16 protein-coding genes are annotated in these 13,924 nt (G+C 60.1%); 7 read left to right on the top strand and 9 right to left on the bottom strand.

What is annotated here, in order from left to right; translation table 11 throughout:
• Positions 1-42: 42 nt before the first annotated feature.
• Positions 43-1,776, top strand: coding sequence for a cation:proton antiporter domain-containing protein (locus V0U79_RS07300; RefSeq protein WP_330198832.1), 1,734 nt, complete (start codon positions 43-45; stop codon positions 1,774-1,776).
• Here V0U79_RS07300 and V0U79_RS07295 read toward each other — a convergent pair.
• Positions 1,773-2,990, bottom strand: coding sequence for an NADP-dependent isocitrate dehydrogenase (locus tag V0U79_RS07295; protein WP_330198831.1), 1,218 nt, complete (start codon positions 2,988-2,990; stop codon positions 1,773-1,775). The two genes, V0U79_RS07300 and V0U79_RS07295, sit on opposite strands and share 4 nt — an antisense overlap.
• 105 nt (positions 2,991-3,095) lie before the next feature.
• Here V0U79_RS07295 and V0U79_RS07290 point away from each other — a divergent pair, with 105 nt between their 5' ends.
• From V0U79_RS07290 to V0U79_RS07280, 3 genes are all read left to right on the top strand, one after another.
• Positions 3,096-3,833 carry an RNA methyltransferase gene (locus V0U79_RS07290; protein WP_330198830.1) on the top strand — a complete coding sequence of 246 codons (738 nt, stop codon included), beginning with the start codon at positions 3,096-3,098 and terminating at the stop codon, positions 3,831-3,833.
• Positions 3,834-3,980: 147 nt separating this feature from the next.
• Positions 3,981-4,598 carry a 30S ribosomal protein S4 gene (gene rpsD, locus V0U79_RS07285; RefSeq protein WP_330198829.1) on the top strand — a complete coding sequence of 206 codons (618 nt, stop codon included), beginning with the start codon at positions 3,981-3,983 and terminating at the stop codon, positions 4,596-4,598.
• A gap of 298 nt (positions 4,599-4,896) precedes the next feature.
• Complete coding sequence (locus tag V0U79_RS07280) at positions 4,897-5,280, top strand: hypothetical protein (RefSeq protein WP_330198828.1); 384 nt, start codon at positions 4,897-4,899, stop codon at positions 5,278-5,280.
• Here V0U79_RS07280 and grxD read toward each other — a convergent pair.
• From grxD to V0U79_RS07265, 3 genes are read right to left on the bottom strand one after another with little or no spacing between them, the layout of a single operon-like run.
• Entirely contained in the window at positions 5,277-5,612 is a 336-nt protein-coding gene (grxD, locus tag V0U79_RS07275; RefSeq protein WP_330198827.1) for a Grx4 family monothiol glutaredoxin, read from the bottom strand. The two genes, V0U79_RS07280 and grxD, sit on opposite strands and share 4 nt — an antisense overlap.
• Positions 5,613-5,642: 30 nt before the next feature.
• Positions 5,643-6,500, bottom strand: coding sequence for an aldo/keto reductase (locus tag V0U79_RS07270; RefSeq protein ID WP_330198826.1), 858 nt, complete (start codon positions 6,498-6,500; stop codon positions 5,643-5,645).
• A complete protein-coding gene (locus tag V0U79_RS07265) occupies positions 6,497-6,727 on the bottom strand; it encodes a BolA family protein (protein WP_330198825.1) in 231 nt (76 codons plus the stop codon). The genes V0U79_RS07270 and V0U79_RS07265 overlap by 4 nt, the downstream gene beginning before the upstream one ends.
• Positions 6,728-6,805: 78 nt before the next feature.
• On the opposite strand from V0U79_RS07265, the gene V0U79_RS07260 reads away from it, so the two are divergent.
• Positions 6,806-7,819, top strand: a complete 1,014-nt coding sequence (locus tag V0U79_RS07260) for a M20/M25/M40 family metallo-hydrolase (protein WP_330198824.1) — start codon at positions 6,806-6,808, stop codon at positions 7,817-7,819.
• Between the two features lie 57 nt (positions 7,820-7,876).
• On the opposite strand, the gene purL is transcribed toward V0U79_RS07260, so the two are convergent.
• Genes purL through purC form a run of 4 tightly spaced genes read right to left on the bottom strand, consistent with a single transcriptional unit; the run spans position 7,877 to position 11,753 of the window.
• Positions 7,877-10,087, bottom strand: coding sequence for a phosphoribosylformylglycinamidine synthase subunit PurL (purL, locus tag V0U79_RS07255; RefSeq protein ID WP_330198823.1), 2,211 nt, complete (start codon positions 10,085-10,087; stop codon positions 7,877-7,879).
• 2 nt (positions 10,088-10,089) lie between these two features.
• Positions 10,090-10,752: a phosphoribosylformylglycinamidine synthase subunit PurQ gene (gene purQ / locus V0U79_RS07250; RefSeq protein ID WP_330198822.1), complete on the bottom strand. Its 663-nt coding sequence runs from the start codon at positions 10,750-10,752 to the stop codon at positions 10,090-10,092.
• A gap of 3 nt (positions 10,753-10,755) precedes the next feature.
• Positions 10,756-10,995, bottom strand: a complete 240-nt coding sequence (purS, locus tag V0U79_RS07245) for a phosphoribosylformylglycinamidine synthase subunit PurS (RefSeq protein WP_330198821.1) — start codon at positions 10,993-10,995, stop codon at positions 10,756-10,758.
• Entirely contained in the window at positions 10,992-11,753 is a 762-nt protein-coding gene (gene purC, locus V0U79_RS07240) for a phosphoribosylaminoimidazolesuccinocarboxamide synthase (RefSeq protein ID WP_330198820.1), read from the bottom strand. Before purC ends, purS begins: the two co-directional genes overlap by 4 nt.
• Positions 11,754-12,097: 344 nt before the next feature.
• Between purC and V0U79_RS07235 the strand changes: the two genes are divergently transcribed.
• Both V0U79_RS07235 and V0U79_RS07230 read left to right on the top strand, forming a co-directional pair.
• Positions 12,098-13,294: a class I SAM-dependent methyltransferase gene (locus tag V0U79_RS07235; RefSeq protein WP_330198819.1), complete on the top strand. Its 1,197-nt coding sequence runs from the start codon at positions 12,098-12,100 to the stop codon at positions 13,292-13,294.
• A gap of 102 nt (positions 13,295-13,396) precedes the next feature.
• Entirely contained in the window at positions 13,397-13,720 is a 324-nt protein-coding gene (locus V0U79_RS07230; RefSeq protein ID WP_330198818.1) for a DUF1476 domain-containing protein, read from the top strand.
• Here the strand turns inward: V0U79_RS07230 and V0U79_RS07225 are convergent, their stop codons facing one another.
• Positions 13,721-13,924, bottom strand: coding sequence for a YgaP family membrane protein (locus V0U79_RS07225; protein ID WP_330198817.1), 204 nt, complete (start codon positions 13,922-13,924; stop codon positions 13,721-13,723).

Raw genomic sequence — 13,924 nt, 5'->3', positions numbered from 1 at the left:
CGGAATCATGTAATCTGACGCCCGTAGAAGGGGCGTCAGACCATGCATTTCGAACCGGCACTCAAGGACTTCATCGTCTTTCTCGTTGCGGCAGGGATTGCCGCGCCGATTTTTCGTGCGCTGAAACAGAGCGCGGTACTGGCATTCCTGCTGGCCGGCGTGCTCCTCGGCCCTTACGGGCTGGGCCGTCTGGTCGAAGCCTGGCCGCTCCTTCAATTCATCACAATCGGTGATCCGCATGCGGCCGAACCCTTTGCCGAAGCGGGCGTCCTCTTCCTGCTCTTCATGTTGGGACTGGAATTGTCATTCAGCCGCCTCTGGGCGTTGCGGAAAGACGTGTTCGGCCTGGGTGCTGCACAGGTTCTCGCATCGGCTGTGCTGATCGGTGCGGCAGCGATTGCGCTCGGACTGTCTCCCGCCACCGCCCTGGTCGTGGCGCTGGCGCTCGCCCTGTCATCCACGGCCATCGTCATGCAGATGCTGATTGAGGAAAAGCAGGCAACAACCGTCACAGGACGCACGGCCTTTGCAGTCCTTTTGTTCCAGGACCTCATGGTGGCCCCCATACTCATCCTCGTTGGGTTTCTGGCGCTCGGCGGCGGGGATTTGCTGTCCTCCATCGGCCAGGCCGTTGTCGGTGGCGCGATTGCCATTGCGGTGATCGGGCTCGCCGGGCGTTTCCTGCTGCGACCGGCCTTTCAGATGGCTGCAGCCGCCGGTGGGCGCGAGATGATGCTGGCTGTCACATTGCTGGCGGTCATCGGCGCGTCCGTTGCCACCGCATCAGCCGGTCTCTCGCTGGCTCTCGGGGCGTTCCTCGCCGGCCTTTTGATGGGAGAAACCGAGTTCAAGGCGCAGATCGAGATCGATCTGGAACCATTCAAGGGACTTCTTCTGGGGCTGTTCTTCATGACGGTCGGCATGAGCATTGATCCGCTGGCCGTACTGGCGCAATGGCCGCTCATTCTGGGTGGCGCAGGCGCGCTCATATTGGGCAAGATCGCCATTGCCTATGTCAGCGCTCGCCTTTTCGGGCATGCCCGGGCGCGCGCCTTGCGCGTGGCGGCTCTCCTTGGGCCTGCAGGCGAATTCGCCTTTGTTGTGTTGGGCGCAGCCGCTGTTGCTGGTGTGGTCCAGCCGGAGATGGCGGCACTGGTCACGGCAGCCGCGGGTATCACCATGCTGGCCGCGCCCTTCATTGCCCGTGTCGGAGGCTATCTGGCGGGGCAATTGGAGCCGGGGGATGAGGGCGTGAAAGACGGCGTGGCGGAAGCCGCCGAGGGTCATGTCATCATTGCCGGATATGGCCGTGTTGGTCAGATGCTGGGCGAGCTTCTGGCCGAAGAGAATGCCGCAATCATCGCCATCGATACCGACCCGAAGCGGGTCTCTGCCTGCCGCCGCAAGGGGGTGCCGATTTTCTACGGAGATGCAGGCCGCGCCGAGACCCTCCAGAAAGCCGGGATCGAGACGGCGGCTCAATTCATTGTCACCGTTGATGACCCCGCCAAGGCAGAGCGCGTCGTCAAGGCAGTACGCGCCCGCCGCACTCATGCCCCCATTACCGCGCGAGCAATGGATCGCGCGCATGCCGATGCGCTGGTGGCTGCCGGTGCGGATTACGTCATTCACGAAGCGGCGGAAGCCGCGCTGCAGCTGGCGGTCCGTGTTCTCGAGGATTTCGGCATGGCGCCGGAATCAGCACGGGCGCGGATTACCCGCGCCCGTGAAGAAATCTATGGCGATCCCGAAAGGGATGTCTCTAACGAGGATTAGCCATTCATGACGGCGGCAAAACGCTCGCCGACTTTTTCAAGGAAGCCTTCGGTCGACAGCCAGCCTTGCTGATCGCCGACGAGCAGGGCGAGGTCCTTGGTCATGTACCCGGCTTCGACGGTCTTGATCACCGTGTCTTCCAGCTTGGCCGCAAACGCCATCAGCTCCTCATTACCGTCCTGACGGCCACGATGCTCCAGGCCACGCGTCCAGGCGAAGATCGAGGCGATCGAGTTCGTCGAGGTCTTCTCGCCCTTCTGGTGCTGTCGATAGTGACGCGTCACCGTGCCATGAGCGGCCTCGGCCTCGACCGTCTTGCCGTCCGGGCTCATCAGAACCGACGTCATCAGGCCCAGCGAGCCGAAGCCCTGGGCGACCGTGTCGGACTGGACGTCGCCATCATAGTTCTTGCAGGCCCAGACAAAGCCGCCAGACCATTTCATGGCCGCAGCGACCATGTCGTCGATCAGGCGGTGCTCGTAGGAGATGCCGGCCGCCTCGAACGCCGATGCAAACTCGGTGTCATAGACTTCCTGGAAGATATCCTTGAAGCGCCCGTCATAGGCCTTGAGGATCGTGTTCTTGGTCGACAGATAGACCGGCCATTTGCGCTGCAGGCCGTAATTCATGCTGGCCCGGGCAAAGTCGCGGATCGACTCGTCCAGATTGTACATGCCCATGGCAACGCCAGCGCTCGGAAATTCGAAGATCTCGTATTCCTGTGCCTCGCCACCGTCGGCCGGCTCGAACTTCATGGTCAGCTTGCCGGGGCCCGGCACCTTGAAATCGGTGGCGCGGTACTGGTCGCCAAAGGCATGCCGCCCGACAACCATTGGCTTGGTCCAGCCGGGCACCAGGCGCGGCACGTTGGAGATCACGATCGGCTCGCGGAAGACAACGCCACCCAGGATGTTGCGGATCGTGCCATTCGGCGAACGCCACATCTTCTTCAGGCCGAATTCCTCGACGCGCGCTTCATCCGGCGTAATGGTGGCGCACTTCACGCCGACGCCGTAATGTTTGATGGCCTCGGCGGCCTCGACGGTGATCTTGTCGTCGGTCTCGTCGCGCTTCTGGATCGAGAGGTCGTAGTATTTCAGGTCGATATCGAGATAGGGGTAGATGAGGTGGTCCTTGATCATCTGCCAGATGATGCGGGTCATCTCGTCGCCATCGAGCTCGACAACCGGAGTTTCGACTTTGATCTTTGCCATGTCGCTCACAATCCAATGCTGCTGATTATGTGTGGAAACGGGACGCTTCCGGTAAGATTGCGCGCTAGTTATCACCGTCAGGCCAAGATCGGAAGAGGCTGACTGATGCAAAGCCCCGCCTTCATCCTTCACCAGCCCCAGATGGGCGAGAACATTGGCGCCGCTGCTCGCGTCATGGGCAATTTCGGTCTGCGCGACCTGCGCCTGATCGATCCACGCGATGGCTGGCCCAACCAGAAGGCCGAGAGTGTGGCCGTCGGTTCGCCGGTGCTGGAAAACGTCAAGGTCGAGTTTGAACCAACAGCCGCGATGGCTGGCCTTACCCGTATTTACGCGACGACAGCGCGTCCGCGCGGCATGGAAAAGCGTGTTCTGACCCCACGCCAGGCCATGGCCGAGATTCGTGCGGCACATCAGGCAGGCGAACGGGCCGGGGTGTTATTCGGCGCCGAGAAATCGGGCCTCCCCAACGAGCTGGTTGCCGATGCTGATGCCATCATTACCCTGCCGGTTGATCGTGAGTTCTGGTCGTTGAATCTTGCCCAAACGGTCGCGTGCTGCGCTTACGAATGGCGGGCCGGCGAGGATGTGTCCGACGATTTCGAGGAAATCAGCGACCCGGCCAGCAAGGAAGACATGGACCGGCTGTTCGTCCATCTCGAAAGCGAGCTGGAGCGCGCCGGCTTCTTCCATCCGCCGGAAAAGACTCCACTGATGGTCAACAATCTCCGCTCGGCCCTGGTGCGCGGTCGGTTCACCGAACAGGAGGTCCGCACCTTCCGCGGCGCCATCAAGGCGCTGGCGCTCGGCCGTGGCAAGGCGCGGATTGTGCGCGATGACTAGTCCTCGCCGTTGACATCCCCGCCACAATCCGTAAAAGCCGCGCTTCGCCTGTTTTTGCAGGCGTTATGACGGGTGGTGCGGTACCGCCGTTGAGATCGCAGTCTTCACTTCCGGAGGCTGCCGGGCCGCGTCGAAAATGAGTGAGACATGTCAAAGCGCCAGTCGCAGAAGTATAAAATTGACCGCCGTATGGGTGAAAACCTTTGGGGCCGTCCGAAATCCCCGATCAATTCCCGTCCGTATGGCCCGGGCCAGCACGGTCAGCGCCGCAAGGGCAAGCTGTCCGACTTCGGTCTCCAGCTGCGCGCCAAGCAGAAGCTGAAGGGTTATTACGGCAACATCACCGAGAAGCAATTCCGCCGCATCTACACCGAGGCCCAGCGCCTGCGGGGTAACACGGCCGAACAGCTGATCGGTCTTCTGGAAAGCCGTCTGGATGCGATCGTTTATCGCGCCAAATTCGTGCCGACCGTGTTCGCAGCCCGCCAGTTCGTGAACCATGGCCACGTCAAGGTGAACGGCCAGCGCGTCAACATTCCGTCCTACCGCGTGAAGCCGGGTGACGTTGTGGAAGTCCGCGAAAAGTCGCGCTCCATGGCTCTGGTTCTGGAAGCTCTGGAAAGCCCGGAGCGGGATATTCCGGAATATATCGACGTTGATGCCAAGGGCATGAAAGCCACTTATGTGCGGATCCCGGAATTCGCCGAAGTGCCGTATGCAGCCCAAATGGAACCGAACCTCGTGGTCGAGTACTACTCCTCGTAATCACTGGGAAATTTCAGTTCAAAGGCCGCTCTGGTGTTGCATCAGGGCGGCCTTTCTTTATTCTGCACTGGCCGCGCCCGGCACCAAAATTCACTGAAGTTGATTCAAGTCTTTGGTCCAATTCATTGGAATTGAATCGCATTTTGACTCTGCTTCAGAAAATGATTCCGGTTTTGTCTCCAAGTCGAGTCGCGGTCACTGCAATTTCCTTTACAGATCGATGTGGTCCGGTCCGCGCTTTGCAAGGCGGGCCAAACACGCTTATCAGATTGATTCAGGAAATCTTTGGAGCTGCCCTATGCTGACACGTCTTTTCGCGATCGCCGCCATGCCGCTCGCGCTGGCCGCCTGTTCGACCGTGCGCAGCCTTCCGCTGATCCCGGACGGGGACAGTGACACTGTGCAGGTCAGCAATGACCGGATCGCCCTGCATGGCTGGCGTCTGGTTGGTGACGATATCCTGGTCGTGCGCGTGCCCTCGAATGGCTGCACGCAGAAGACGGACCTGTCGCTGGACGTCCGCCAGCGCCGCGGTGAATTCCAGGTCACGATTGGCCGGATCCGCGAGGATTATTGCCGCATGCTGGATCCGGACGGCGTGGAAATCCCGTTCGGCTTCGAGGAATTCGGCGCCCGGCCTGGCGCCGCCGTTACGGTGATGAATCCGATTCTGGAAGACTAGGCGTCAGCCGCCAGCACGCCTTTTTCCTGCAGGAAGGGGCGCAGCTCGTTTTCCTCGAACATCTCTTTCACGATGTCACAGCCGCCGACAAATTCGCCCTTCACATAGAGCTGGGGAATGGTCGGCCAGTCGGAATAGGCCTTGATGCCTTCGCGGACTTCCATGTCCTCGAGCACGTTCACCGAGGCATATTCGACGCCGAGGTGATTGAGGACGCCTGCGACAACCGAGGAAAACCCGCATTGCGGGAAGATCGGCGTGCCCTTCATGAACAGGAGGACGTCATTGCCCTCGACCATGGATTTGATCTCGTCTTGTACGTTGCGGCTCATTTCAGGCGCTCCCTGACTGGAGTCATGGAGCTAGGTAGTGCCGGGCCGTCCGTCAAGTCCGGCCAGCGCTGCATTGGTGCGTAAATGACCGGCTCGCGTGGTCTGGATCATCAGGCAGTCAGACAGCGGATCATCTATCGCCCACTGCAGGGCTTCAACGATCGGCTTGTCACCGCGCCGCGGCGGAATATCATGCCCGGCGGCCCTCAGCCGGAAATCCTGCGCCAGATGCTGGGCATAACGCGCGAAATACCACAGCCCTGCACGGCTGAACGGTGAGGGCAGTCCACTCGGCGAACCGCTGGAGGCCTCGATGCCCAGGATGGTTTTCCCTGCCGCCCGTGCTGTGACCAGGCGCTCTCTTTGCGTATCCCATTGTCCGTAATAATGAGGCGCCATGATGATATCGAGGCGCGGATCGGAAATGACGTTATCCAGCTCCTCACCACGGCCGGATGCGCCAGCATGGCGGAATTTCCCTGCTGTCTTGAGACGGTCCAGAGCCTCGAACAAGTCATCAGTCAACTCGTGGCGGGCCGCGCCCTGCAAAAGCAGCGCGTCAAGATAATCCGTCTGCAGGCGGACAAGGCTGGCCTCCACAGACCGCTCGATGCCTGCAGGCGAGAAATCGCGCCGGTTGGATTCATCCAGTATGCCGGCCTTGCTCACCAGAAAGATCTGGCTGCGGTCCAGTTGGGCAACAGATTCGCCCAAACGGGATTCAGCTTCCCCATTGCCGTATTTGGGAGCCGTGTCGAACAGATTGATGCCGAGCTCGACGGCCTCTTGGACCAAAGATTGCGTGCGTTCCCGCGACGTGGCCCAATTCTTGTGCGGCCCGGAGACGCCAAAGCCGAGCGGCGAAATGCGGGAAAGGTCCAGTGTCACGGAGCCCGGGTCTTGAGCTTCAGCGCGTGCAGTTCGCCACCCATCCGCCCACCGAGCGCCGCATACACCATCTGGTGCTGCTTGATGCGGGGCAGTCCCCGGAATGCTTCCGCTGTGACGATCGCCTCATAGTGGTCGCCATCTCCGGCCAGATCGATGATCTCGACCTCGGCCCCTTCAATCCCGTCCTTGATCAGGCGGGAGATATCTTCTGCGTGCATTGGCATGACAAAATGGTATGTGGCGGCTTTGGGCCGCTTTGTATAGACCACGTTTCAGATTTGATCCGATTTTGGGAGTTCAGCATGCGCCGTTTCATTGTTTCCGGGATTCTGGCTGTTCTGACTGTGTCTGCGCCTGGCCAGGCACAGGACATCGCCGCTGATACACAACAGGCGATAGAAGACCTGCGCAGGCTCTCCGCAGATGAAATGGATGGCCGCCGTACCGGCACGCAGGGCTCACACGTCGCCCGCACCTATATCCGCGAGCGCATGATCGAAGCGGGCCTGACCCCCAGCTTCGAGCGTTACGATCACATATTCTCCTATACGCCGCGCCGTTCCACCGAGGAAATGCTGGGCGGCAATCTGGTGGGTTATTTCGAGGGCCGGAATACGGACGGTCCGATTATTGTCGTGACCGCGCACTATGACCACCTTGGTAATTGCGGCGGACAGATCTGCAACGGGGCTGATGATAACGCTTCCGGTGTTGCCGCGCTTCTGGCCATTGCCGATGCACTGGGTGAAAACCGGCCGGAGCACACCATCCTGTTTGCGGCGCTGGATGCCGAGGAAAACGGCCTCAATGGCGCAAGGGCGCTGGTCGCGGAATTGCCCATCGTTCAGGAGCGCGCCGTCCTCAACATCAATCTCGACATGCTGGCAATCAATGCAGAGAACGAGCTACCAGCGGCCGGCGCCTTCCACTTTCCCTTCCTGAGAGACCATATCGATGCCATCGAGGTCGCAGCGCCGACGCATGTCATCCAGGGCTATGACAGCCCTGAGTGGGGGCCGAGTGGCGACTGGACCTATTCATCCGACCACGCCGCCTTCCATGATGCCGGCATTCCCTGGATCTATTACGGGGTGGACTTCCACGAATATTACCATCAGCCGACCGACGAGTTTGAAGTGGTCCAGCAGGATTTCTTCGCGTCCAACGTCCAGACCGTGCTGAATGCCGTGGTGTATTTTGACCGGAATCTCGAGACCGTGGCTGCCCAATACGCAGCGCATCAGTCACAACAACCGGAATTGGAAGAGGCCCGCGTCGACGCGGACGGCCGCTACATCAAGCCGGGAATGGAATAGAGGCAGACATTGCTTCCGGACGGGACAGGCCCGTCCGGAAAAATGATCTGGCCGCGATTACTCCGCCTCGCCCATCAGGGTCGGCATGAAGCTCTCATTGACGGCCTTCAAATCGGCAATCGAGACATCAATCATTCCGTTGATGGTCAGCGCATCTCCACCAGCAATGCCGATCACATGCAGCGGTACGCCGGCATCTTTTGCGGCCTTGCGGATGGCTTTTGCGTTGGCCTCGTCAACGGCCAGCAAATAGCGCGCCTGGTCTTCGCCAAACAGCCAGCCATGAAGCGGCAGATCGCCTTCATGTACGAGGTTCAGCCCGGTGCCCGACGCCATCGCCATTTCCGAGGCCGCCGCCGCCAGACCACCGTCAGAGAGATCGTGGCAGGCTTTGATCGAACCCTTGCGGATTTCTCCACGGACGAAATCGCCATTGCGCTTTTCAACCGCCAGATCGACCGGTGGCGGACAGCCATCCTCGCGCTTTTCCATCTCGCGCAGATAGATGGAGGCGCCCAGATGCCCTTCGGTATCGCCGACCACCATCAGAATGTCGCCAGCGGCCACACAGCCAAAGCCCATGCGCTTTGACAGATCCGGGATCAGGCCGACACCGCCAACTGCGGGGGTCGGCGGAATGGCAAAGCCATTGGTCTCGTTGTAGAGCGAGACATTGCCCGACACGACCGGGAAGTTGAGCACCTCACAGGCCTCGGACATGCCTTCCACGCATTCCGCGAACTGACCCATGATGTGGTCTTTTTCCGGATTGCCGAAATTCATGCAGTCGGTAATGGCGATCGGATCGGCGCCAACGGCGGTCAGATTGCGCCAGGCTTCGGCGACCGCCTGCTTGCCCCCCTCAATCGGGTGGTTCTCGCAATAGCGCGGCGTGCAGTCCGTTGTGATCGCAATGCCTTTATTGGAGCCGTGCACACGGACAATCGCGGCATCTGCCGGGTCTTCCGACGAGGCGGAGGTGTCCGCCATGACGTGGCGGTCATACTGGCGCCAGATCCAGCGCTTGGAGGACAGATCCGGCGAGACCATCAGGGTCAGGATCGCTTCTTCATAATCCTTCGGCTGGGACAGCTCATCAGCCAGAACAGCCGGTTCCGGAATGGCGCGTGCCCAGGGGCGCTCATACATGGGCGCATCCTCGGCCAGCGGATCCAGCGGAATGTCGCAGACGGTTTCGCCATTATGCGTCAGCACCATGCGGCCGGTTTCGGTGGTTTCACCGATCGTGGCGACGTCCAGCTCCCACTTGTTGAAGATGTCGAACGCAATCTGTTCCTTGCCCGGCTTGAGGATGAACAGCATGCGCTCCTGGCTCTCCGAGAGCATCATCTCGTAGGCCGACATGTTGTCTTCGCGCTGGGGAACTTTGTCGAGATCCATCAGGAGGCCGACCTGGCCCTTACCCGCCATCTCTACCGACGACGAAGTCAGGCCGGCAGCGCCCATGTCCTGTACGGCGGCAATCGCATCTGTTGCCATCAGTTCCAGGCAGGCCTCTATCAGCTTCTTTTCGACAAAGGGGTCACCGACCTGAACGGTGGGACGCTTTTCATCGCTCTCATCGTCAAACTCGGCAGACGCCATGGTGGCACCATGGATGCCGTCGCGACCGGTCTTTGAACCGACATAGACGATGGGCTGGCCCGGCTCGGCGCCGCGCGCATAGAAGATCTTGTCGGCATCGGCTAGGCCTACAGCCATCGCATTGACGAGGATGTTGCCATTATAGCCGGCATGGAAATTGGTTTCGCCGCCCACGGTTGGTACGCCGACGCAATTCCCGTAGCCGCCAATACCGGCCACCACACCGGAAACCAGCTGGCGGGTCTTGGGATGATCCGGCGCACCAAAGCGCAGCGCATTCATCAGCGCAATCGGGCGCGCGCCCATGGTGAAGACATCGCGTAAGATACCGCCCACGCCCGTCGCCGCGCCTTGATAGGGCTCGATATAGGAGGGGTGGTTGTGGCTCTCCATCTTGAAGATACAGGCCTGCCCGTCGCCGATATCGACGACACCGGCATTCTCGCCCGGCCCCTGGATGACCTTCTCGCCGGTGGTCGGGAACTTCTTCAGATGCACGCGCGAGGATTTGTACGAGCAGTGCTCTGACCACATGACCGAGAAAATACCCAGCTCGACCAGATTCGGCGCACGGCCCAGAATCTCCACGGCTTTCTCATACTCGTCGCGCGGCAGATGCGAATCCGCAATTTCTTGTGTGATGCCTTCAGCGAATTGGGTCATCGTTACGCACTCCCCAGAAGGCTTTCAAACAGGGCCAGCCCGTCAGTCCCGCCGTGATCGGCGTCAATCGCGCGTTCGGGGTGGGGCATCATGCCCATCACGTTGCCGCGCTCATTGGCGATGCCGGCAATATCGCGGGCCGAGCCGTTGGGATTGCTGGCATAGCGGAACAGCACGCGGCCATCGCCTTCCAGCGCATTCAGCGTTTCGTCATCGGCAAAGTAATTGCCGTCATGGTGAGCGATCGGAATGACGATCTCGCGATTGGTCGAATAGCCGCTGGTAAATTGCGTATTGGCGTTTTCTACGCGCAGCGGGGCCTTCTCGCAGACAAAGTGCAGGCTGGCATTGCGCATCAGGGCGCCGGGCAGCAAGCCGGTCTCGATCAGGATCTGGAAGCCATTGCACACGCCCAGCACCGGCTTGCCGGCCTCGGCATGGGCTTTCACCGCCGGAATGATGTGCGAAACGCCCGCCATCGCGCCGCAGCGCAGATAGTCGCCATAGGAAAACCCGCCCGGCAGCATGACAAAGTCGGTGCCTTCGGGCAGTTCGGTTTCCTGGTGCCACACCATGGCCGGCGCGGCGCCGGTGACTTTCTCGATCGCCATCGCGGCATCGCGATCGCAGTTCGAGCCGGGGAAAACAATGACGGCAGATTTCATCGGTCAGGCCATTTCGATGGAGAAGTTCTCGATCACCGGATTGGCCAGCAGTTTCTGGCACATGTCCTCGACGCGCGCTTTTGCGGCGTCGGCATCATCGCCGGTAAGATCCAGCTCGATCAGCTTGCCCTGACGCGCACTCTCGACCTCGTTGAAGCCGAGATTCTTGAGGGCGCCGGCCACGGCCGCGCCTTGCGGGTCCAGAACACCGGGCTTCAGATATACATGGATGCGCGCTTTCACTTCATGACCTCTTCGATATTCGTGACGGTGCCGGATTCCTTGATCACGCCAAGGCGGCGGGCAACTTCAGTATAGGCTTCGGTGACATTGCCGAGATCGCGGCGGAACCGGTCCTTGTCCATCTTTTCCTGGGTTTCGATATCCCATAGACGGCAGCTGTCCGGGCTGATCTCGTCAGCCAGCACAATCCGCATCATGTCGCCTTCATAGAGGCGGCCGAATTCCAGCTTGAAATCGACCAGCTGGATGCCGACCGCGGCGAACATGCCGGTCAGGAAATCATTGATGCGCACGGTCAGGGCGATGATGTCGTCCAGATCCTGCGGGCTGGCCCAGTTGAAGGCGGTGATGTGATCTTCTGTCACCAGCGGATCGCCCAGCTCGTCCTTCTTGTAGCAATACTCGATGATCGAGCGGGGCAGAGCCGTGCCTTCCTCGATGCCGAGCCGCGTGCACAGTGAACCCGCAGCCACATTCCGGCAGATCACTTCCAGCGGAATGATCTCGACCTGGCGCACTAATTGTTCTCGCATGTTCAGCCGGCGGATGAAGTGCGTGGGAATGCCAGCCCGCATCAACCCGATCATGATGAACTCGCTGATGCGGTTGTTCAGGACGCCCTTGCCTTCCAGCGTGGCTTTTTTCTGATTGTTGAAGGCGGTCGCATCATCCTTGAAATACTGGACAATCGTGCCGGGCTCCGGGCCTTCGTAGAGGATCTTTGCCTTGCCTTCATAGATCATTTTGCGGCGTGCCATGGGCTGGCTCCATGCGGGGACCGAAGTCCAAAAAATCAAGCGGCCCCGAATCGCTCGCATGGGCCGCTCACAGAGGCCGGAACTTACCCCGCAAGGGCTTTTGCTGCAATGCAATGATGTGCGTTGGCAGGGCCGGCTTGCGGTGTGCTTCACTTTCAGTTGTCTTGCCAGATGCCCGTGGCTACGAAACGGGGATGAAAACGTCTCCATGTCCAGCCTGCGGCAACGCCGGAGTGGCCGAACAACCCTTGAGCCTGCGCTTCGATACCGGGCAGGCATCCCTGCATCCGTGCGACGCATGCGGAAGTCTTGTTCTGCTTCCCTCACCGGCGAAGGACTACTCATTGCATACGAAGGATCAGCAAGGAATCCGGAACTATGTCGAGATGAATTGCTCGATCGACGGCCTCATCGGCTTCCTGTTGCCTGGGTTCGAGTCCTGTCAGCCCGGGTCATACATGGATGTTGGCTGTGGTTTCGGCTTTTCGCTGGACATTGCGCGCCGGCTGACGGGTGCCGAGGTTAAAGGGATCGAGCCAGCCTATTATGGCCGGGTCGGTTCCGAGGCGCTGGGATTGCCGATCCTCGCGGAATTGCTGACAGGTACGCCGGAAAGCCAGACTGAACCAGGATTGCGTCAGCGGGCCGACATGATCTTTTCGTCAGAGGTGATCGAACACATTTCTGCGCCCGACACATTGCTCAAGAGCATCCGGGCTTTTCTGAATCCTGGGGGAATGGCCGTTATTACCACACCGCGCGCAGAGGCTCTTTTCGAAGATATTTCCGCAAGCGAAAAACTGGCTATCGTCTCGCCCGGCGCGCATGTCTTTCTCTACTCGAAGGAGGCTTTCGAGGCGGCCATGCGCCGGGCGGGTTTCCCGCATGTCGAGATCAGGCTCATGGGTGTAACCCAAATCGCTTATGTCAGCGATCAGCCTTTCTCCCTGCCCGAGTGTGACACGCCTGCGGCGGCCTCGCGTTATCTGGAAGATGCCGCTGCGGATCATCCACCGGACACCATGGTGGGCACGGGTATATGGTACCGATTGTTTCGCCAGGCGGTTCAATCCGGACAGTGGGAGAAAGCCGACAGATTGTCATCGGAGCTGACCTTCGCGGCAGCGCCGGTAGACCTGCGATATGCGAATTACGAGGGATTTCTCGAGCACTATCGGGCGTGTGAAGCTTCGCTCTGTTATCACAATGCAATGTTGCGCATGAACCATCGCCGGGAGTTTGCCGAGGCCTCCGGGGAGTTTCTGAGCGCCTTCCGTTTCTGCCGCGAAATCCTGCGCATCGCCACCGGCTCTTCTGTTGTTGAAGCCGACCTGATCTGGCTGTCTGCATTTCACGGTGCGTTGGCGGCCCAGCACGGCGATTTGCCGGCGAATGCCGCGGCTATCTGGAGCGAGGTGGCATCCGCGCATGAGACGGGAGAACTGCCTTGCCTTCCGCAGCCTGTCGCCGGCAGGATTGCGACTGAACTGGCCCCGGACTTCCAACCTTCGGAAGAGCTGATGGGCCGTCTTTTGGCCTGACCCCTGTCATCACTGCAGGCCTGCGGCATTGGCGCGATTGATTTGCTCCGCCAGCCAAGCTAACGGAGAGGGAACACATAATTTCGCCTGAGGGAGACAAGCATGAGCGGAATGGATGATCGCGAAAAGGGCCTCGAAGGCCGGTACGCGCACGATCAGGAGCTGGAATTCAAGGCTACCGTCCGCCGCAACAAGATGCTTGGCCTCTGGGCGGCCGATCTGATGGGCAAGTCCGGCGATGATGCCGACGCTTATGCCAAGGAAGTCATCAAGGCCGACTTCGAGGAAGCTGGCCATGAAGACGTTTACCGCAAGGTCAAAGGCGATCTGGATGCGGCAGGCGTTGAGGCGTCAGAGCATGTGGTCCGCACAAAGATGGACCAGTTCCTGGCTGAGGCCCGCCAGCAGGTCATGGCAGAAGGCTGACTAGCTGAAGGCGCCTTCGCGCTTAAGGCCGATTGCCTTGAAAATCATCGCCGCCGGGCAAATGCCCGTAAAGCTCGACTGGATGAGGTTGAGGCCTACAAAGATGGCCAGCCCGATCCAGTACGGATGCACGAAATAGGACAGGGCAATCGATACCAGCACCATGGTGCCGGCCAGTAGAGTTACGGCACGTCCAACAGTCAT

Origin of the sequence: Hyphobacterium lacteum, from assembly GCF_036330345.1 — a bacterium.
Taxonomy (GTDB): Bacteria; Pseudomonadota; Alphaproteobacteria; order Caulobacterales; family Maricaulaceae; genus Hyphobacterium; species Hyphobacterium lacteum.
This window is presented reverse-complemented; position numbering and strand designations above follow the sequence as displayed.